This window comes from Formosimonas limnophila (assembly GCF_014652675.1).
In the GTDB taxonomy this organism is placed as follows: Bacteria; Pseudomonadota; Gammaproteobacteria; order Burkholderiales; family Burkholderiaceae; genus Hydromonas; species Hydromonas limnophila.
On sequence record NZ_BMZG01000008.1, the window covers coordinates 1 to 19,874 of the forward strand.

The 19,874-nt window shown below is 45.7% G+C and carries 26 protein-coding genes and 1 tRNA gene; 14 read left to right on the forward strand and 13 right to left on the reverse strand.

Translation table 11 applies throughout. The features are described 5' to 3' along the window. Positions 1 to 580, reverse strand: a 580-nt coding sequence (locus IE082_RS08180) for a helix-turn-helix domain-containing protein (RefSeq protein ID WP_189493437.1), incomplete at its 3' end; no start/stop codon positions are given. A gap of 740 nt (positions 581 to 1,320) precedes the next feature. On the opposite strand from IE082_RS08180, the gene IE082_RS08185 reads away from it, so the two are divergent. The 4 genes from IE082_RS08185 to IE082_RS08200 all read left to right on the forward strand — a co-directional run bounded on the left by IE082_RS08185 (position 1,321) and on the right by IE082_RS08200 (position 4,043). After that, entirely contained in the window at positions 1,321 to 2,040 is a 720-nt protein-coding gene (locus IE082_RS08185; protein WP_444542695.1) for a POTRA domain-containing protein, read from the forward strand. A 14-nt stretch (positions 2,041 to 2,054) separates the two neighbouring features. After that, positions 2,055 to 2,130: transfer RNA gene (locus tag IE082_RS08190), tRNA-Arg, on the forward strand. A 192-nt stretch (positions 2,131 to 2,322) separates the two neighbouring features. Further along, entirely contained in the window at positions 2,323 to 2,949 is a 627-nt protein-coding gene (locus IE082_RS08195) for a DUF47 domain-containing protein (RefSeq protein ID WP_189493439.1), read from the forward strand. Between the two features lie 86 nt (positions 2,950 to 3,035). Then, entirely contained in the window at positions 3,036 to 4,043 is a 1,008-nt protein-coding gene (locus tag IE082_RS08200; RefSeq protein ID WP_189493440.1) for an inorganic phosphate transporter, read from the forward strand. Positions 4,044 to 4,146: 103 nt separating this feature from the next. On the opposite strand, the gene phoR is transcribed toward IE082_RS08200, so the two are convergent. From phoR to IE082_RS08255, 11 genes are all read right to left on the reverse strand, one after another. Continuing rightward, on the reverse strand, positions 4,147 to 5,433 hold the full coding sequence (gene phoR, locus IE082_RS08205; RefSeq protein ID WP_189493441.1) for a phosphate regulon sensor histidine kinase PhoR: 1,287 nt from the start codon (positions 5,431 to 5,433) through the stop codon (positions 4,147 to 4,149). A 126-nt stretch (positions 5,434 to 5,559) separates the two neighbouring features. Continuing rightward, positions 5,560 to 6,249, reverse strand: a complete 690-nt coding sequence (locus tag IE082_RS08210) for a response regulator (protein ID WP_229809794.1) — start codon at positions 6,247 to 6,249, stop codon at positions 5,560 to 5,562. 57 nt (positions 6,250 to 6,306) lie between these two features. Then, entirely contained in the window at positions 6,307 to 6,996 is a 690-nt protein-coding gene (phoU, locus tag IE082_RS08215; RefSeq protein WP_189493443.1) for a phosphate signaling complex protein PhoU, read from the reverse strand. A gap of 119 nt (positions 6,997 to 7,115) precedes the next feature. Then, positions 7,116 to 7,898, reverse strand: a complete 783-nt coding sequence (gene pstB / locus IE082_RS08220) for a phosphate ABC transporter ATP-binding protein PstB (protein ID WP_189493444.1) — start codon at positions 7,896 to 7,898, stop codon at positions 7,116 to 7,118. An 18-nt stretch (positions 7,899 to 7,916) separates the two neighbouring features. Beyond that, the gene (gene pstA, locus IE082_RS08225; RefSeq protein ID WP_229809782.1) at positions 7,917 to 8,792 is read right to left on the reverse strand and encodes a phosphate ABC transporter permease PstA; all 876 of its coding nucleotides are present in this window, start codon (positions 8,790 to 8,792) and stop codon (positions 7,917 to 7,919) included. A gap of 9 nt (positions 8,793 to 8,801) precedes the next feature. Continuing rightward, positions 8,802 to 9,752, reverse strand: a complete 951-nt coding sequence (gene pstC / locus IE082_RS08230; protein WP_229809783.1) for a phosphate ABC transporter permease subunit PstC — start codon at positions 9,750 to 9,752, stop codon at positions 8,802 to 8,804. A gap of 140 nt (positions 9,753 to 9,892) precedes the next feature. Further along, positions 9,893 to 10,966, reverse strand: a complete 1,074-nt coding sequence (gene pstS / locus IE082_RS08235) for a phosphate ABC transporter substrate-binding protein PstS (protein WP_189493445.1) — start codon at positions 10,964 to 10,966, stop codon at positions 9,893 to 9,895. A 138-nt stretch (positions 10,967 to 11,104) separates the two neighbouring features. Next, on the reverse strand, positions 11,105 to 11,530 hold the full coding sequence (gene arsC / locus IE082_RS08240) for an arsenate reductase (glutaredoxin) (protein WP_189493446.1): 426 nt from the start codon (positions 11,528 to 11,530) through the stop codon (positions 11,105 to 11,107). A 56-nt stretch (positions 11,531 to 11,586) separates the two neighbouring features. Then, complete coding sequence (gene arsH, locus IE082_RS08245) at positions 11,587 to 12,219, reverse strand: arsenical resistance protein ArsH (protein WP_229809795.1); 633 nt, start codon at positions 12,217 to 12,219, stop codon at positions 11,587 to 11,589. Positions 12,220 to 12,381: 162 nt separating this feature from the next. Beyond that, positions 12,382 to 13,068: a LysR substrate-binding domain-containing protein gene (locus tag IE082_RS08250; RefSeq protein ID WP_229809784.1), complete on the reverse strand. Its 687-nt coding sequence runs from the start codon at positions 13,066 to 13,068 to the stop codon at positions 12,382 to 12,384. Continuing rightward, positions 12,980 to 13,261 carry a helix-turn-helix domain-containing protein gene (locus IE082_RS08255; RefSeq protein WP_189493449.1) on the reverse strand — a complete coding sequence of 94 codons (282 nt, stop codon included), beginning with the start codon at positions 13,259 to 13,261 and terminating at the stop codon, positions 12,980 to 12,982. The genes IE082_RS08250 and IE082_RS08255 overlap by 89 nt, the downstream gene beginning before the upstream one ends. A 2-nt stretch (positions 13,262 to 13,263) precedes the next feature. Here IE082_RS08255 and IE082_RS08260 point away from each other — a divergent pair, with 2 nt between their 5' ends. Genes IE082_RS08260 through IE082_RS08270 form a run of 3 tightly spaced genes read left to right on the forward strand, consistent with a single transcriptional unit; the run spans position 13,264 to position 15,008 of the window. After that, positions 13,264 to 13,641 (forward strand): methyltransferase domain-containing protein, encoded by a 378-nt coding sequence (locus IE082_RS08260; RefSeq protein ID WP_189493450.1) that lies wholly within the window; start codon positions 13,264 to 13,266, stop codon positions 13,639 to 13,641. A 38-nt stretch (positions 13,642 to 13,679) separates the two neighbouring features. Next, positions 13,680 to 14,081, forward strand: a complete 402-nt coding sequence (locus IE082_RS08265; protein WP_189493451.1) for a MoaF-related domain-containing protein — start codon at positions 13,680 to 13,682, stop codon at positions 14,079 to 14,081. Between the two features lie 42 nt (positions 14,082 to 14,123). Continuing rightward, entirely contained in the window at positions 14,124 to 15,008 is an 885-nt protein-coding gene (locus IE082_RS08270) for an NmrA family NAD(P)-binding protein (RefSeq protein ID WP_189493452.1), read from the forward strand. 170 nt (positions 15,009 to 15,178) lie between these two features. On the opposite strand, the gene IE082_RS08275 is transcribed toward IE082_RS08270, so the two are convergent. After that, positions 15,179 to 15,748 (reverse strand): fasciclin domain-containing protein, encoded by a 570-nt coding sequence (locus IE082_RS08275; RefSeq protein WP_229809785.1) that lies wholly within the window; start codon positions 15,746 to 15,748, stop codon positions 15,179 to 15,181. Between the two features lie 249 nt (positions 15,749 to 15,997). Between IE082_RS08275 and IE082_RS08280 the strand changes: the two genes are divergently transcribed. From IE082_RS08280 to IE082_RS08310, 7 genes are all read left to right on the forward strand, one after another. Beyond that, positions 15,998 to 16,639, forward strand: a complete 642-nt coding sequence (locus IE082_RS08280; RefSeq protein ID WP_229809786.1) for a TetR/AcrR family transcriptional regulator — start codon at positions 15,998 to 16,000, stop codon at positions 16,637 to 16,639. Positions 16,640 to 16,658: 19 nt separating this feature from the next. Then, positions 16,659 to 16,952, forward strand: a complete 294-nt coding sequence (locus tag IE082_RS08285) for a polyhydroxyalkanoic acid system family protein (protein ID WP_229809787.1) — start codon at positions 16,659 to 16,661, stop codon at positions 16,950 to 16,952. Between the two features lie 87 nt (positions 16,953 to 17,039). After that, positions 17,040 to 17,816: an exodeoxyribonuclease III gene (gene xth, locus IE082_RS08290; RefSeq protein ID WP_189493455.1), complete on the forward strand. Its 777-nt coding sequence runs from the start codon at positions 17,040 to 17,042 to the stop codon at positions 17,814 to 17,816. A 12-nt stretch (positions 17,817 to 17,828) separates the two neighbouring features. Further along, on the forward strand, positions 17,829 to 18,329 hold the full coding sequence (locus IE082_RS08295; protein WP_189493456.1) for a C40 family peptidase: 501 nt from the start codon (positions 17,829 to 17,831) through the stop codon (positions 18,327 to 18,329). Positions 18,330 to 18,392: 63 nt separating this feature from the next. Further along, positions 18,393 to 18,806, forward strand: a complete 414-nt coding sequence (locus tag IE082_RS08300; protein ID WP_189493457.1) for a hypothetical protein — start codon at positions 18,393 to 18,395, stop codon at positions 18,804 to 18,806. 43 nt (positions 18,807 to 18,849) lie between these two features. Next, positions 18,850 to 19,287 (forward strand): hypothetical protein, encoded by a 438-nt coding sequence (locus IE082_RS08305; RefSeq protein ID WP_189493458.1) that lies wholly within the window; start codon positions 18,850 to 18,852, stop codon positions 19,285 to 19,287. A gap of 126 nt (positions 19,288 to 19,413) precedes the next feature. Further along, positions 19,414 to 19,770, forward strand: coding sequence for a PspC domain-containing protein (locus IE082_RS08310; protein ID WP_189493459.1), 357 nt, complete (start codon positions 19,414 to 19,416; stop codon positions 19,768 to 19,770). The last annotated feature ends 104 nt before the right edge of the window (positions 19,771 to 19,874 follow it).

The window sequence follows — 19,874 nt, forward strand, 5'->3', positions numbered from 1 at the left end:
TAAAATGCAGTTGCATAAGGCGACTTGTCGCGTCATCAACAAAGACGAGGAGGGTGCAACGCGGTGCACGCCCTTCAAACCAATCATGATCGCTACCATCAATTTGAATCAATTCACCGACGCATGAACGGCGTAGCCGTGGTTGTTGAATCTTCGGAGCTCGTTTTTTACGGGTGATCCAAAGATTTGCGTTGGTCATGAGTCGTCGGACGGTTTCTTTTGCTAAATTGATATTGTGAACCTCGCGCAACTTCTCACAAGCAAGCGTTGGGCCAAAGTCATGATATCGTTCACGGATGATCTCCAAAACCTGCTGCAAAATCCTTGGTGATATTTGGTTGCTGGGTTTACGGGTTCGATGCCTAGAAATTAGACCTGCTGGGCCATGTTCGATAAACCTATTAACTAGACGGTGGATTTGTCTACAACTGACTCCAAGTTTTTCTGCTGCCCGCCAAGTGGATAATTCTCTGCGGCAGACTGCTTGGATAACATCCAAACGCTCAAGCTCCCGGAGTTTCATGGAAATGGTGGCTTCAAGCTCAAGCTTACTGAGGTGTTTTTTATTTTGCTTTGACATTGCTGTTCCTTTTTAAAGGCGTAAAACGCCCTGTGATACCAAAAACTGCTTGACATCAAACTGAATTGGAAAGACAATGCAATCAATCACTCCAGCCTAGGATTGACTGGTTGCACCGAAAGACTCAAAGTTACAGCTTTGGGTCTTTTGTCTTTTATGGGTTAGGTGTGAGGTTTAGATGGATATGCGTCTCGTTATTTGCTCCTTATGAATAAAAAACCCTGCTCAATGTAGCAGGATTTATTTTTCGACGCAACAGTAATTATTCATATTAAACGTTATTTCAATATCATAATTTAATTTAAAATATTCAATATATGGTATTTTGTTTTTCAATATATAGTATTTTGATAAATTGTAGTTTGAGAAACTGAGAGGCGAATGTGACATTTTAAAATAGCCCAAATGCGACATTTTAAAAAAGCCGCTACACCATGTGTTAAAGCTATTTTAAAATGTCCGATTTCTGGCTATTTTAAAATGTCTCATTGTCCTGTATTTAATTTGTTAAGGTTGAAGAAGTGAGTGATCCTTGTTCTGTCAAACAAATCATTCACCCAGGCAAGGCATCACCAATAATGTTTTTGTATCCTGGCATTTTCTTAATCCTCCAAGGACATTTTTGTACCTTACACACCACACCAAACATCAAAAACACCCGCCAAGCCCGCTAAATCATTAGTAAGTCCCTTTTTCGCATGATATAATCGTCGATTAATAGACTAACATGTATCTCTCGAATGCTTACTAAGTGTACATATAAACCACCTAAAAGAGACTTGGTCCATCCGTTCAAATTAACGACCTTGCTTTGTGCACTAACGACATCTTCTTGGGCACAAGCGCAGCAGGGTATTGATGTCTTACAAACGTCACAGCAAATCGAGCAACGGCAACGAGAGCAACAAGAGCAACAACGTGCACAGCAGTTGCAGGAGCAAGAGGAACGGGCACGAACGAGCACGCCTGTTCAACCAGTCCCTGTTGACCCAAAGCATACAACGCCAGATCCGTCTGGCGTTTGCTTTCGTATCCATCAAGTTGAATGGCGCAATGCACAGGGAACGGTGCAACCACCGTGGTATCTCAAACGATTGGCCAACAATGTGATTCGCAGCAACCCCAGTGAACCTGATGGTCGCTCGTCTTTGCCCGAAGGCATCTCTGACAAAGGAGCTGCGAACTGCCTGGGTCAGGCTGAAATTGTGGCGTTACAAAAACGCTTGTCCAATGCCCTGATTGAGCAAGGGCACATCACCAGTAAAGTGGATTTCCCAGAGCAGAACATTGCCAGTGGCACACTCATGATTGAATGGTATCCTGGTACGGTTGGCAAAGTGAGCTACGAGACTGCAGGCGGCAAGCCAATTGGCAGCGTNGTGGGTTCGTATAAATTATATTATGTTAAATTAAATATTGGAGTAAATAGCTGCAGCAAGCTTACTTACGTATCTATATAATATCGATTACAAATGCCGCCGTAGCTCAGTGGATAGAGCAATTTCCTCCTAAGAAATGGGTCGCACGTTCGATTCGTGCCGGTGGCGCCAGCTTTTAGTGTTTTTCATAACACGTCAAAACAAAGGCCTGACTGACTGATTGACTCACGGCCTCCATCATCTGTCTTTCTCCATAATTACAACAGTAAGTCTTGTTTTGGTGTAGTAGAATGCCGCGTTTGATTAAAAATGTCATATTTTTAACTGTGAATCACCACCAATCTTTCATACAAAGGGACTCTCATGTTTAACAGCTTAATGCCCAAAGAGGCTAAGTTTTTTGATTTGTTTAACCAGCACGCAGACATCTTGGTTGAGGCGTCAAAGGAAGTTGTCAATTTATTCAATGACTTGGCCAACATGGATCGGTATATGAGCGTGATTAAAGATTTGGAAAAACGTGCAGATCGCTTAACGTACGAGACCGTAGATTTATTGCACAAGACGTTCATCACGCCACTTGACCGAGACGATATGCTCAAGCTGATTACAAATATGGATGATATTGCCGATTTGATGGAAGATGTCGCTGAGACAGCATTTCTGTACGACGTTACAGTGACAACGGATGAGGCGAAACAGCTGGCAGCAATCAGCGTGTCTTGCTGCGAGAGGGTTCGTGCATCCGTTCATTTGTTAGACAATATGAAGAATGCGGGTGATATGCTTAAAATCTCCTCCGAAATCGAGCGTTTGGAGTCAGATGGCGATCGTGTGTTACGCAGTGCGATGTCTAAACTGTTCCGTGAAGAAGAAAATGTAAAAAATTTGATTAAGTACAAAGCCATTTACGAATTGCTTGAGTCCATCACGGATAAGTGTGAAGACGTGGCAAATATCATCCAAGGAATCGTCGTTGAGAATGCTTAAAAATGTACGCCGAAAGGCGTGAAAAGCACTTTAAAAAAGCTTTTTAACTATTTGTATTTTAAATACTTTATTTTGGATTGATGTTTATGGATACCTTACACATCAGCTTGGGTGTGGTTGTTTTTTTGGTTGCCTTGGCTTTGATTTTTGATTTCATGAATGGGTTTCATGATTCAGCAAATTCGATTGCAACGGTGGTTTCGACAGGGGTTTTAAAACCCCAACACGCTGTTATTATGGCAGCGGTGTTTAACTTCATCGCGTTTTATGTATTGCCACACACGGTGGCCGCCTCGATTGGCAAGGGCATTATTGAAGCCAGCGTTGTGGATCAATACGTTGTTTTTGGCGCGCTTGCGGGTGCGATTATTTGGAACGTGGTGACGTGGTATTTTGGCATCCCCTCCTCCTCTTCTCATGCACTGATGGGTGGTTTGATTGGTGCAGCGGTTGCTAAAGCTGGCGTTGGCGCTTTATTAAGCGCGAAAATCTTGCAAACAGTGGCATTTATATTTATTGCACCGATGATTGGTTTTGCCCTTGGTTCAACCTTGATGCTGATTGTCTCATGGCTGTTTTACCGCAGCTCCCCTGCGAAAGTAGACCGCTGGTTCCGTCGTTTACAACTGGTTTCTGCGGCTTCGTATAGTTTGGGGCATGGCGGTAATGACGCTCAAAAGACCATGGGGATTATTTGGTTGCTGTTGATTGCCAGTGGTTATTTGAAAGCAGATGATGATTTGCCTGGATGGGTCGGTTATTCTTGTTTTGCGGCAATTGCCTTGGGTACACTGTTTGGTGGCTGGCGCATAGTGAAAACCATGGGGCAAAAATTGGCAAAACTCAAACCCGTCGGTGGCTTCTGTGCTGAGACAGCGGGGGCGATTACCTTGTTTAGTGCCACTGCAATGGGTATTCCCGTGTCTACTACACATACTATTACGGGTGCGATTACAGGTGCAAGCTCGACCGCACGTGCGTCATCCGTTCGCTGGGGCGTGGCAGGTAATATCGTTTGGGCCTGGATTTTCACCATCCCAGCTTCGGCTTTTATGGCGGCGATTGCTTGGTGGGTAGGAACCAAAATCATGTAATCCGTTTCCACACAGTGTATAAAAAAACGCGAATTCGCGTCTTTTTTGCATTTACTCACAAGCCATCACAAACCACAAGCTTTGTTCACCCTGCGGATATCGGCTATTTAGCCAGTCGGCTGTGCGGAAATATAGCGGTAAATGTTGTGCCTTCCCCTACTTTTGAATCAATTTTAAGCTCAGCTTGATGGCGAATGAGCACATGTTTGACGATGGCTAAGCCGAGCCCTGTGCCTTTACTAGCGCGGGATTGGTCTTTGTTGACACGATAAAATCGTTCAGTTAAACGTGGCAAATGCTCGGGTGCGATACCCTGCCCCGTGTCTCGTATGGATAAGGTAGGCTGATTATCGATGGTCTGCCATGTCAGATGAATTTCGCCACCATTGGGTGTGTAGCGTACAGCGTTTGACAGCAGGTTGGTGACAACACTGGCAATTTCTTGGACGCTGCCGTTTAAGTTGATAGGATCTATGTGTGTGATGAATTGGTGCTGCCCGTTTGAGAGAGCCACTGCTTGGCCGAGTTGCTGATTGAGTAGCTCGGTCATGTTGATGGTCACGTCGTCAACTTTCACGTCGCTTTCTAATCGAGAAAGCATGAGCATGTCTTGAACGAGCACAGTCATGTGCTCGGCTTGTTTGTGCATTAGCTCAATCTGTCGCACGCGCTCCTCTGGGGCGATGTCGCCCGCGTCCAGCGCGTACTCTAAGAACCCAGAAATGACGGTTAATGGTGTGCGTAGCTCGTGTGATGCATTGGCGATGAAGTCTCGGCGCATGGCATCGACTTTTTCGGTTTCAGTGATGTCTCGGCTAACGAGTATCATGCGATCTTCCTCGAATTCAATGAGAGTGAGTTCGAGTTGGCGGTTGAGGTATTCGATTTTGGTGGGCGCATCATAGAGGCCTGCCTGAATGTATTGAACCAATGCGGGTTCACGAACGAGATTGACGACGCGATTGCCTTTGTCTCGCAAGAGAGAAAATCGAAAATGCTGCTCAGCAACAGGATTGCACCACTCAAGATAAGCACTTTTATCCATAAGCACGACACCATCGGGTAAATGGCTCATGGTGTTTTGAAATCGAGCGAGCCACTCTGCGAGCTGAGCCTCATTGGACTCATCGTTGCGGCGCAGGGCGTAAAGTTTCGCGAAAATATCTGTCCAGACCCCATGCCCTGAAGGGACGTTTTTACTGGTCGGATTAGAAATCCACAATGCAAAATGGTTCAATTCACGATAGTGGCCAGACAAGCGCCACAGTAAAACGGCAATGCAGACAAGTAGCCCCAACCATGTCAAAGAAAAAAGACTGGTAATGCCAACAATTAACAAGCAAATGATGAAAATCGGCGTCAAGTCACGCCAGAAAGAGACTGGTTTCATGTTTTTGTGGCAATTTTAGTTGTGATGGGTATCGCCAGCATTGTCGCATACCCCAGCACATTGGATGACTCTAAATATATCGAATACAGCATGGTGATGTCAAATCAAAAACACCTCATGCAAACTTCATACTGCCCAGCGGTAACCCACACCACGAACGGTTTCCAAGGCATTTTCTAAGTCAAATTTCTGTAGGATTTTGCGCAATCTCAAAACATGAACATCTACCGTCCGCTCCTCAATGTATACATGATCACCCCAAACATAATCGAGTAGTTGGGCGCGCGAGTAGCATTTATTGGGGTGCGTGACGAGAAATTTTAGCAGCTTGAATTCTGTATTACCCAATGTTTCATGCATAGAACCATCCATTTTTGCCAAAGTATGGTCATCATCGTTCAAAACACTCTGCCCTATCGTGATTACCTGAGCGACGTGTTGTGGCGCTGAACGGCGTAAAACGTTATTAATACGGGCAATCAACTCCTTGGGACTAAATGGTTTGGTGAGGTAGTCATCCGCCCCACCCTCTAAGCCTTTGAGTTTGTCGGCTTCTTGCGCACGGGCGGTAAGCATGATGATGGGCAGCATTTTGCTGCGCTCATCGCCACGCAACTGGGTCAGCCACTGTACGCCTTCGCCATCGGGCAGCATCCAGTCAAGTAAAATTAAGTCTGGTAACGACTTTTTAACGCTGGCACGAGCATCGGTTAAGTTTTTGACCCAACTGACAGCGAAGCCTGCGCGCTGTAATCCAAAGCGCAACAACTCCGCAATGTCATCCTCATCCTCGACCACCAAAACCATGGGCTGAATATTCACGGTGCACCTTCTCAAATTAAATGATGAACGAGCCATTGCCCGTACTGCTGATTACTGTTCTGTGGAGCTGTTGTGTGTGTAGCGGACATCTTCACCCTCAAACACATAAATCGCTGTTTCAGCAATATTTTCAGCGTGATCACCCGCGCGTTCGATGGCTTTGGCCACCCATAGATCATCGAGAGCCGCACTAATGGTACGAGGATCTTCCATCATGAAGGTGATGAGCTGACGCATGCTGGCTTGGTATTGGTTATCCAGCTCAATATCTGCGGCAAATACTGACGGCATTTCTGAGGTGTCTTCGCGAGCAAATGCATCTAAAGCACGGCGTAGCATACCCGTCGCAATATCCGCCGATTGGAAAATGGTATGAACGCGAGGTAGTTTAGCGCGTTGGTCACCTTGTTTGATGGCCATTTTAGCGATTTTTGAGGCTTCATCACCAATACGTTCAAGATCAGAAATAGCTCGGATACAACCCAGCAACATTCGCAAATCCGATGCAGCAGGCTGACGTAGCGCGATGATTTCGGAACAAGCATGGTCGATTTCGAGATGGTCTTGATTCACTTCGCGCTCAACCGTCATGACTTGCTCCGCCAACTGGGCATTATTTTCTGAATAGGCAAGTACGGCTTGGCGTAGTTGAGACTCTACTTTACCGCCCATTTTAAGAATGGATGTGCGCAGGTTTTCAAGTTCTTCTTGATAGTTTTTTGATGTGTGTAGGTGGTTCATGCTGACTCCTTTTGTTGGGTTTCCTCATGTTTTGAGGTATGGGGAAATTGTTGGCTTATTGAGTATACAAACACATTTCCCCTGCCCTTCTCTTTTATATGGAAAGGCAATTTAATGAATTAGCCAAAACGTCCTGTGATGTAATCTTCGGTCTCTTGGCGTGAAGGCTTGAGGAACATTTGACGTGTTTCACCGAACTCAATCAATTCCCCCAAATACATATAAGCCGTGTAGTCCGAACAACGCGCAGCTTGCTGCATGTTGTGTGTAACGATGACCACAGTGTAGTCTTCTTTGAGTTCGGTAATGAGCTCTTCGATTTTGGTTGTTGAAATCGGATCCAGCGCGGAGCACGGCTCATCCATCAACAACACTTGCGGTTTAACCGCAATCGCACGCGCGATGCACAAACGCTGCTGTTGACCGCCTGACAGACTGTTACCTGATTCGTGCAGCTTGTCTTTGACTTGATCCCACAAAGCGGCTTTTTTGATAGCCCACTCAACGCGCTCGTTCATTTCGCCTTTTGAAAGTTTCTCAAACAAGCGAACGCCAAAGGCGATGTTTTCGTAAATACTCATGGGAAATGGGGTCGGTTTTTGGAACACCATACCGACTTTCGCACGCATGAGCGAAACGTCTTGTTTCGAGGTGAGGATGTTTTCACCCTCAAAAATGATTTCGCCCTCGGCGGTTTGACCTGGATACAGTTCAAACATGCGATTTAGTGTGCGCAATAAAGTCGATTTGCCACAACCTGATGGACCGATGAACGCCGTGACCTTTTTCTCTGGAATGATGAGATTGATGTCTTTAAGGGCTTTGTTTTGACCATAAAAGAAGCTCAAGTTTTTGACTTCAATTTTTGCGGTTTCATTGGCTAAGATATTTTCAGTGACCATTTTTTTCTTTCAATTCAATTACTTGCTACGGTTGGCGATGGTGCGGGTGACAATATTGATCAACAAGACAAAGAAGGTGATCAGCATTGCCCCCCCCCATGCCAGTTTTTGCCAATTATCATCAGGGCTTAAGGCAAAGTCTAAAATCACTTTGGGCAGACTGGCCATGCGTTGCGTCATGTCGGTGCTGAAGAAGTTATTACCGACCGCGGTGACAATCAATGGCGCGGTTTCACCAAAAATTCGCGCGACACCGAGTAATAAACCCGTCAACATACCTGTTTTGGCAGAACGATAGCAGATGGAAAAAATCATTTTCCAATAAGGACAGCCCAAAGCCACAGCGGCTTCACGCAATGCGCTCGGTACCAATTTAAGCATATCATCCGTGGTACGAACCACCACAGGCAACATGACGATGGCCAAAGCAATCGAGCCTGACCAACCAGAATTAGCACGAGCACCGAGTCCCAAACCAAAGTAAAACAAAATAAAAGCAAACATACCGATGGTAATCGACGGCGCAGACAGCAATATATCATTCACGAACCGCACCAATCGCGTGAACTTATTATCCCGACCATATTCGGCCAAATAAGTCCCCGCGAGAATACCGACAGGTGTGGCGATCAGCGTACCAACACCCACCATCAACAAGCTACCCACAATCGCGTTGGCTAAACCACCACCAACATCGCCCATCGTGGGCTGAGACTCCAAGAAAAAACTAGGACTCAATGCAGGCAAACCTTTTGTCAGCAGAGACCATAATATCCAAACCAACCAAAATAACCCAATGGCAACCGATACCCCAGTCAGACTGAGCATCAATATATTGATTCGACGACGACGAATGTACAGTGGGTTGGTCATAGAAGCAGCAGACTGAATCATGATATCCCTTTAATTTTTATGAGTTTCAAAACGCGACAACAAGAGTTTAGCAAAAGCCAAAACCAGTGTCGTGATGAGGAACAGAACCAGTGCCAAAGCAAGTAAAGCAGACAAGTGTTGATCTGAGGCTTCGGCAAATTCATTGGCAATCGTGGAGGCAATGCTGTTACCGGGGGCGAATAATGAAGCCTGTATACCGTGCGCATTACCAATCACAAAGGTCACGGCCATCGTCTCGCCCAAAGCGCGACCCAGTCCCAAAATCGTCCCTCCGACCGCACCGATGCGGGTGTAAGGGATGACAACGTTGCGCACCACTTCCCAAGTGGTACCACCCAATCCATAAGCAGACTCTTTGAGCATTGGTGGCACGAGTTCAAACACATCGCGCAACACCGCTGTGATGAACGGCACAATCATAATCGCCAAAACCACACCTGCGGTGAACACACCCACACCCAAAACAGGTGCAGCGAATAATTTACCTATCACAGGCAATTGACCAATTGTGGCAATCAGCAAAGGCTGAACATATTTGGCAAACAAAGGCGCGAGGACAAACAAACCCCACATACCATAAATAATCGACGGAATCGCCGCCAATAGCTCAATCGCTGTACCAAGCGGACGACGCAACCAGCGCGGTGACAACTCTGTGAGAAAAATCGCAATCCCAAAACTCACAGGCAAAGCCAAAACAATTGCAATCCCAGCGGTGAGTAATGTACCAATGATGGGGCCTAAGGCGCCGTACTCATTAGACACAGGATCCCAGACTTCTTTCCATAAAAAAGCAGCGCCTTGTGTACTGAATGTATCGCTCGCACTGAAAATCAGAGAACCGATGATGGCAACAATCACCACCAATACCAGTAACGCATTGAGAAACGTCAGGCCTTTGAATGTTTTATCCATCCAAGGCATTTGTCGCTTCATGACATGTTCTGAGGTTTGTTCCATATTCTTATTGAACCTTTTACTTATTTTTGCGCACAGTGTCTGTGCCTCATAAAAGCAGGCGAAAAAAAGGATGCGCATGACTCACGCCTTGCCACATCCTTTTAAATTACAACATGAAAAAATGAATCCACATCATTGATTTACATGATTGGTTTGCCAGATGCATCAGTGATTTTTTTCATTTTTTCTTTGATCAAAGCCACAACTTCTGCTGGCATTGGCACATAGTCAAGCTCAGTCGCTTGCGCTTGGCCTGAAGTGAAACCCCAGTCAAAGAATTTAAGCAATTTTGCGGCATTGTCTGGATTATCTTGTTTAGCGTGCATCAAGACAAACGCCGTACCAGCGATCGGCCATGATTTTTCACCTGGCGCATAAGTTAAGCTCGCTGCCATGCCTGGAACTTTCCAATTGGCTTTAGAAGCTGCTTCAGCGAATGCTTGAGCAGTTGGTGCCACCACTTTGCCATCTTTGTTAACCAAAGATGCAGCAGTGATGTCATTTTTCTTCGCATAAGCGTACTCAACGTAACCGATTGAGCCGTCAAACTGCTTCACGTTGGTTGCCACACCCTCATTTCCTTTACCACCGATAGAACCTTCAAACCATTTAGGTGATTTATGTGCACCGAGTGCTTCCCATTCTTTATTGGTTTTGGCCAAAAATTCAGTGAACAAGAATGATGTACCAGAACCATCTGAGCGGCGAACCACTTTGATGTCCATGTCAGGCAATTTCGCACCTGGATTCAATGCCACGATGGCTGGATCATTCCATTTTTTGATTTTACCGAGGTAAATATCACCCAACACTTGACCGTTGAAGACCAAAGGTTGTGCCAAATCTTTGATATTGTATACAGCGACCACGCCACCGATGGCCGATGGGAACTGTACCAAACCATTTGCAGTCAAATCGTCAGCTTTCATTGGCTCATCAGATGCACCAAAACCAACAGTTTTCTTCTTGATCTGATCAACACCAGCACCAGAGCCGACTGATTGATAGTTCACTGCAACACCGCTGGCTTTGTTGTATTCAGCCGCCCATTTGCCAAACAAAGGTGCGATGAATGATGAACCAGCGCCGTTAATGCCCGCTGCTCCAGCAGTTGCAGCTGGCGCTGCACCTTCTGCTTTTTTCTCTTCTTTAGCACCACCGCAAGCTGCCAAAACCGCCGCTGTTAAGCCCACCATCAAAAATTTCAAACGCATTGTGTATTCTCCTAAAGTGACACAAATGTTAAAAACGCTCGTTTTAACGAGATGTCGCCACTATAGCGATAGAATGTTACAAGACTGTGACAACGACATTTTTTATGCTGCATTGCGATTTTGTGGTTTTTTTGTGACTTATTTCACACGTCTACCCTGCTCATCAATAATCACTTCGCCGTCCTCTTTGCTAAATGGTGCTTTTTGTGGCAACGGCAAGACATCCAACACCAATTCAGAGGGGCGACACAGTTTAGTGCCCCATGGTGTCAACACAATCGGGCGGTTGATGAGTATGGGATGTTCAAGCATGTATGCGATTAAGTCATCATCTGTCAAATCCTCATTGTCAAAATTAAGCTCATCGTAAGGCGTGCCTTTTCGACGCATCACGTCGCGCACAGGTATTTTCATCGCAGCAATCAGTTGTTTCAACGTTTCACGGTCAGGCGGTGTTTCCAGATAGAGAATCACTTCTGGTTCAATACCTGCATTACGAATTAAGGCGAGTGTGTTACGCGACGTGCCACATTTTGGATTGTGGTAAATGGTGACTTGGGTCATGGTTATTCCTTTTAGTAGATTAAATGAGTAAAAATAACAATTGATAACAACTGAAACTACTCTGCTAGAGCGACTCTGCGCCCCTGAGCTTTACGTTCTGAATATCGATCCGTGAGCTGTTCGGCGTGTGGGCGAAGCAAAACCGTCATCCGCACCAACTCCTCCATCACATCGACAATTCGGTCGTAGTAATCAGAAGGTTTCATGCGCCCTGCTTCGTCAAATTCTTGATACGCCTTGGCAATTGATGATTGATTTGGGATAGTGAACATGCGCATCCAGCGCCCCAATAGGCGCAGAGTATTAACCGCATTGAAACTTTGCGAGCCACCAGACACTTGCATGACAGCCAATGTGCGGCCTTGAGTCGGTCGGATTGAACCGATATTTAGTGGCAAATGGTCGATTTGTGCTTTCATCAAACCAGTAATTTGCCCATGACGTTCGGGACTACACCACACTTGTCCTTCTGACCAATTAGACAACTCACGCAGCTCTTTCACCGCAGGGTGGTCATCATTGGCCACTTGGTCAGGAAAAGGCAAGTCGGATGGGTCAAAAATTCGTGTTTCTGCACCAAAGTATTGCAAAATCCGCGCCGCCTCCTCCACCGCCAAACGCGAAAACGAGCGCGCACGCAACGAACCGTACAGCAACAAAATCCGCACAGGTGGCTCATTCTCCCCCATCCCTGATGCGGGATATCGTGTGGTGAATTCAGGTGACAATGCAGGTAAGTGATCGGAGTCAGGGAGTGTGCGTATACGCATTTAAGATGCCTCAGTCGTTTTGATATTTCAATATTAATTGAAATATAATAATAAAGCAAGGTATCCAACAATTGTCTGGAGTCATGCATGAGAACAGGCACTTAAAATCTGTTCACGTAGCCATTTATGTCCCTGATCCCTATGGGAGCGTTCATGCCAAATCATGCGATATTGAAACGACTCCTGCTGAGTGGGTAAATCAATCACTGAAATTGGCGAGTATTTGGCAAACGCTTGTGCCATGCGCTTGGGCATCAGCATCACATGGTCTGATTGGGCGATTAAGGCTGGTGCATTACTAAAGTATGGTGTTGCAAAGGCTACGTGATAATGCTCAGCGCCCAAGCGTTTGAGTACATCATCATTGGCAAATCCACGACCCTGAGGATAACGGGCGGTGATTTGAGGAAAATCCGCCACATCACCGATAAAAGCATCTAAATCGGTATAACTTCGCCCATCTAACGGATGACCTCGCCGAACAATTAACGCGTAACGGTCAATAAATAAATCGCGATAGTGAAAATCAGCGGGTAGGTCTCCATCGACATACAAGGCCAAATCAAGTGCACCACTTTCAAGCTGCTGCAAGGTCTCATCTGACCATGATGCCACATGGCATGAAATGTATGGTGCAGTCGTAGTCAAATTCGCGAATAACGGCTGCAGCACAATCGCTTCACCATAATCGGTGCTGCACAGGTGAAATGCTCGGTTTGAAATGTGCGCGTCGAAGTGTTGCTGCGAAAACACGCCCTGCCGCCGCATCAATCGATGGGCGCAGGGATTCCGCCAGAGGTGTGAGCACATAGCCTTTACTGGTACGTACCAGCAATGGATCTTTAAACACATCACGCAGCTTGCTCATGGTACGGCTTGCTGCTGGCTGACTTAACCCCAGTTGCTCACCGCTTTTGGTCACACTTGATGTGTTGAGCAAAGCACGCAACATGCGCGGCATGTATGGCTACTGCTTTACCTAAGGCGCTGATTGATACCATCGAAATGGATCAAATCCATATTCTCTTGGCACGTCAAAACATGCAGCAACTGGGGCTAAATGGGAGAGTCACCATTCATCATGGTAGTTTTGAGGAGATTCTTGTCAAACTCAAAACAAGCTATGACGCCGTATTTTTTGATGGCTTTGCCCCTTCTTTATCATTGCTTGAGCAAATGCGCAATTTACTCAACCTAAATGGTGTTTTGATCCTTGCCAATCTGGGTTTGGCTGGCGGTTCGGATTTGCGTGCGCTGCAGCACGAACTCAAACAAACCGAGCGATGGCAAAAAATTCAAACCATTGAACACAACAGCACACAGGTTTTACGTCGAATCTGAATTTTAAACTTAATTTTTTACAACCCAAAGGAGCCATTATGAAAAACCGTATTTTATTCACCACTGCTTTGTGCGCACTCGTCTCTAGCAACTCGTTGTGGGCCAAAGATTCTGTCGCCACTGGCAAAACCATCGAGTATTCAGTCGCTGGTTACACAGTTCAGACGGAGTTTTTAAATGACAAGCAATTGCGCTGGACCTACTTAGAGGCACCAGTGGCCGCAGAAGTCGGCAAAACCGCTTTAGAGAATATCGACAGCGTTGGTTTACGCCGTGACATGATTTTGGCCGCATGGACTGAGCAGTTAGGGGCACAAGTGGTGGATGTGTTTGACTTTGGCAAACGAAAAGTCATCGCCAATTTTGTCATGCCTGATGGAAAGCTCTATCAAAGCGTCGCGGATTTTAAAGTCGTGTCTAAAAAATCCAAAGCAGACTAAATCACACCTATTTAAATTAATAAACACATCGAAAGGTTAAATATGAAATTTGCCATTATTGGAATCACAGGCCAAACGGGCAGCGTTGTTGCCCAAACATTGGTTGAAGCAGGTCACACGGTTCGCGCCATTGTACGAAATAAAGAAGCTGCAGACAAAGCCGCCTCTCAAGGTTACGAGCCATTCATCGCATCTGTCGATGATACAGAAGCATTAACTCAGGCTTTCACAGGCGTTGATGGTGCGTATCTAATGAACCCACCTGCCTACACTCATGAAAACATGTTCACCCGCGCACATCAAGTACATGAAAGCCTGCTCGCAGCGGCGAAATCGGCCAAACTTGCGCATGCAGTGGCACTGTCGTCTGTTGGTGGACAACATGATTACGGTACAGGTAACATCCTCACCACTTATGATTTTGAACAACAAATTAACCAATCAGGGCTGAATGTCAGTGTGGTTCGTGCAGCTAACTTTTTAGACAACTGGCTATCAGCCATCGGCAAAGCGCGACAAGATGGTGTATTACCTTCGATGTTTTTGCCATTGGACAAAAAATTCCCTATGGTCTCATCTGTTGACATTGGTCGAACCGTAGCCAAAACATTGATTCAAGGTAACCAAGCAGAGAAACTCGTCGAGCTAAAAAGCCCTGAGGATTGTTCGGCCCATGATGCCGCTCGAATTTTGAGCCAATTGCTGAACAGAGAAGTGACAGCCGTTGCTGTGACTAACGAGCAAATCGCCCCGTTCTTTAGGTCCATCGGTTTTGCAACTGTGACAGCACAAGCCTTTGCAGAGATGATGCATGGTTTTAATACCGATCACATTGTTTTCGAGGGCAATGTCCCAATGGTAATTGGGACGGTGACTCTTGAAGACGCTTTTAAAGAGATACTTTCAAGGGCTAACCCAAAACATTGAGTGATGTCTATTAGACGAAAACTCATAAAAAAGACAGTCTCTGGGTAAAACCCACCCATAAAAAATGCAGGTTCAAGAACACATTTGATAAAGACAGCATGAATGCCGAATTTATCAAAAATACTTGAACCTGCATACGCGTTTTGCGTTGTCAGACACCACTAAATGTCTTATTTAGTTGGTGGCAATATGACTTTATCGATGACATGAATCACGCCGTTGCTGGCTTTCACATCGGTTGCAACCAGCTTCGCTACCCTGCCTCTGCCATCGGTGATTGAGCCGTCAGCGCCAAATGTAAACTGGCTACCTTGAACCGTTTTCACCATCCCAGGTTTGACTTGAGCGGCATAAACCTTGGCAGGAACCACATGGTAAGTCAACACTTGGGTCAACAAGGGCTTATTCGCCAATAATTGTTCTTTTGTCACACCCAGCTCACCCAAAAGGTTAGCAAAAGCCTGATTGGTGGGGGCAAATACCGTTAAGTTTGGCGTATTTGCCAAAGTGTCGGTCAAACCAGCAGCAACCACGGCTTCAACCAAAATACTAAAGTCCTGGTTACCTTGAGCCACTTGTACCAAGTTTTGCTTAGTCATCTGTCCAGAGTGACTTTTCTTTGCTTCATGGCCTGCTTGCGTGCTCATGCAACCAGCCAACAACACCCCAGACAAACATGCGGCCATCAGAGTTAAAGCACTGTTGCGTTTTTTTGCAGTGAAAGATGATTGAGTTTTCATGACATGTATCCTTAATGTTTTATTGCGTTAATAAAATCTGCCAAATGGCATAAACTACTTTTTTAGCATCATCATAGATGATGAAAATACTTTACAGTACAAAATAAAAACTTTCAAGTTGTTTTTATACTAATTAGTAATATTTTAATTCAACCAGTATCTTCTTTTGCCGTGATGTGTTAAAGTTACCCAAGATAATGGAGAAAATAAAAAGAAATTGTCTAAAAAAGGCTATTTAAGAGGATGAAGATGAACCAAAGCTCAAACATCAAACTATCATTCAAGCAAAAAATGATGCTTGAACGCGAAGCACAAATCATTCAAACGGTTAATGGCCTTTTGGCCACAAAAGGCTACGATACCATGACCGTTGATGAGATTGCGGACACGGTCGGCATTGCCAAAGCTTCTCTGTATCGCCACTTTCCAAGTAAAGAGGCTCTGGCTGTGGCTGCATTGGTCAATACCATGGAAAACGGTTTGGCGCAAATTGAAGCACTCAATCAAACCACACTCTCTGCACTAAACAAGCTCAAAACCATTACTCAGTGGGCAATGCGGCTGAAACTCAATCAGCAAATGCCCAATCTTCCCAGCGAAAACTCGCAGCTCCGAGAACATTTATTGGCTCACGAAACCTACATGGACATGCTGGTCAACATGTCAGACAGTATTGGTCAATGGATAGAACAAGCTCAGGCTGATCAGCAAATCACCACTTCAGTCACCCCATTGTGCATCCTGTACACTCTGTACGCGAAAGCATGTGACCCTGTATTGGGCTTTTTAAAAAGCAGCGGCCTGTATGAAGAAGAACAAATCATTGAAATGGTGACAAGCACCTGCTTTGACGGGATTGGTCATCCAGCCCATTACCGCCTCAATGAATGACACAGCGAAGGAGACCTTCATGGATGATCTTCACATCAAACGCACACACCAATTAGGTATCGAAAAATCCAGACAAATCACTGATAACTGGATACACTCAGCCGAAAACGACTACCGCATGGTCTGCGAACTAGAGCGAACTGAACACCAAGACACGGTTACATTCAACCGATCAGGTGTCACAGGAATTGTTATCAGCACGGCAGATGCGTTTGAGATCAAGGCAAAACTTGGTTTTTTATTCAAAAGTTTCTTACCGTTGATCAAACAGCAGATTGAAAAAAATTTAGATCAAGTGCTTGGCAAAAGCTAAGGTTGCTAACGATTGTTGCCCAGCCAACAACATGCTTAAGCGCTTTCGGGGATAATACGATTTTGTTATCACATTCACGGATACCTCATGCCCGCTTTCACCATCGCCACTTGGAACGTCAATTCGCTCAAAGTTCGCCTGCCACAAGTCCTTGATTACATGGCAAAAAACACGGTTGACGTGCTGTGCTTGCAAGAAACCAAAATGACTGACGAGGTTTTTCCCGAGCAAGCCTTTATTGACGCAGGCTTGCATGTGTCATTCACGGGGCAAAAGACCTATAACGGTGTTGCCATCATCAGTAAGTTGCCGCAGCACGATATTCAGCGTAATTTACCTAATTTTGAAGACCCACAGCAACGACTCATCACAGCGACCATCAGTGGCGTGCGCATTATTTGCGCCTACATTGTCAATGGCCAAGCCCTCGAGTCAGAGAAATTCATTTACAAAATGAATTGGCTTGCCGCACTGCAAAACTACCTCAGCGACGAGCTAAAAAACCATGAGAAACTCGCCCTGCTCGGTGACTTTAACATCGCTCCTGAAGATCGCGACGTTCACAATCCAGAAAAATGGGAGGGTTGCAACCTTGTCTCGCCAGCCGAACGTGCGGCGTTCAATGACATGATTGCTCTGGGGCTGGTTGATTCATTCAGACTGTTTGAACAGCCAGAAAAGTCTTTCTCATGGTGGGATTACCGTCAGATGGGCTTTCGACGCAATGCAGGTTTGCGCATCGACCATATACTGCTGACAGAGACTTTGGCCAAAAAATGCACTGCTTGTGTGATTGACAAAGAACCGCGCCGACACGAGCAACCATCCGACCACACACCTGTTTTGACAACCATTGATATTTAAGCAACGTTTGCGATGAAAAAAAATTTACAAAAACTAACTCTTATATTTTTGGCCCTGATACTCGTCGCTTGCGGGAGTACAGGCAGTAAAAAACGAGTGCCCTACAAGAAACCACCTGTTAATGTGACCATAGGCGCAGGGCCAAACCGAGCCTTTGCGGTGGAAGCGATGAAGTATTTGGGGACTCCGTACTATTTTGGCGGTTCTGCGCCATCAGAGGGGTTTGACTGTTCAGGCTTGATTCAATACAGCGCAAAACGCTCGTTGGGCTTGAATTTGCCACGAACCACCCGCCAACAAAGCCAATTTGGTGAAAAAATCAGCGTAGATGAGCTAAAAGCAGGAGATATTGTGTTTTTTAACACCACGGGTCAACCAAATTCGCACGCAGGTATTTATCTGGGGGATACCTTTTTTGTTCATGCGCCATCGAGCGGTGGCGTCGTTCGCGTTGACAGCTATACCAACCCATACTGGCAACCTCGCATTAATAGCGCACGACGCATTAAGTAATCGTAAGAACAAAGTAAAATCCCTCGCTTTGCTTTCATCAAATCACTACATTTTGAGACCATCATGAAAAAAATCGCCATAGCCCTTGCCTCACTCAGTTTCGCTGCTTGTGCGAGCACAAATACCTCGACGCCCTCGCCCAAGGCCAAACTCGGTAAAGTGACAGAGAAAGAAACCGTCATTAGTCAAACGCGCCATCAATCACCCGTGGACATTGGGATTGGTATCGGCGGTGGCGGCAATATTGGTTGGGGGCTGAGTGTCGGTTTGGGACAGTTATTTGGTCTGGGACGTGAAAGCACCAATACCACATACCAATACAAAGTCAAACTCGGCGACCATGAGTCACTTTCGGTTGCATCAGCCGACAACTTTGAGATTGGTACATGTGTAACGGTGCTTGAACTTGCAGAAAATCGAAGCTATCCGAAAGTGCAAGCCAACCCGAACTGCCAACTCTCAGCCGCAACTCAATAACCGACTTAATTGTCTAAAGCAGAGCATCAAGCAGGAGAACATCATGAAAACACTCATCACTCTAATCACAGCCTTCACGTTAACTGGCTGTACCAGTTTGGGTATAGGCACGATTCATCAAGACGCAGTAGGTAAATTAGGCAAAATCACTGATAAGGAAACCGTCATTAATCGTGTGATTGAGCAAAACCCTGTGTTTTATGGTGGTTTTGGCTATTATGGCTATCATGGCAGCGGACGTTGGGGTTATGATCCTTTTTATTATTGGCCGATGGGCTACCAATCAACGGTGCATGAGGACGTGTTTTATCAATACCGCGTCTTGGTCAATAAAACTGAGAAGCTCACCCTCCAAAGCCCTTACAACTTAGAAGTGGGTCAGTGCGTTACCATCTGGCAGATTCCAGACAGTAACCGCCTCCCTCGCGTGGATAAAAACCCTGATTGTCAGACACCAATCAATCCAAACACCCAACCCTAGAGTCACAAAACCAGTTACTACGCTTTAATGGTGCCAAGACTGCTTAGTCAAAGTAGGCTATTGATTTTCGCTGAAAGCACCCAATGCAGTCTATAACAGAACTTTTATCGTGATAGGAGACATACCATGAGCATGGCAGACGAACTCACAAAACTACAATCTTTGCGTGAAACAGGTGTTTTGTCCGAAGAAGAGTTCGCCCTGGCTAAAACACGTATCATCACCCAAGCCGAACCTGCCAGCACAAGCACCCAATCATCCGTATCAAAGTTTATCCACAGCATGGGTCGCTCAAATAAAGACGTCATGCTCGGCGGTGTCTGTGGTGGTTTGGCCGAACAAACAGGCACGCCCCCTTGGCTATGGCGTCTGGGTTTCGCGAGTACAGCGTTCTTTTTCGGCACAGGCTTTTTGGCTTATGGTTTGCTGTGGTTGCTATTACCTTATCAAAATGAAATCACACAGAGTCACTCAGCCACATGATCTAAAAGTTAGGTTAAAAGCTTAAAACCCAAAGGCGCGAGACATCGCGCCTTTTATAATCAGGCACAATGAGGCTAATCGTTTTAGACGCACAAACAAAACTA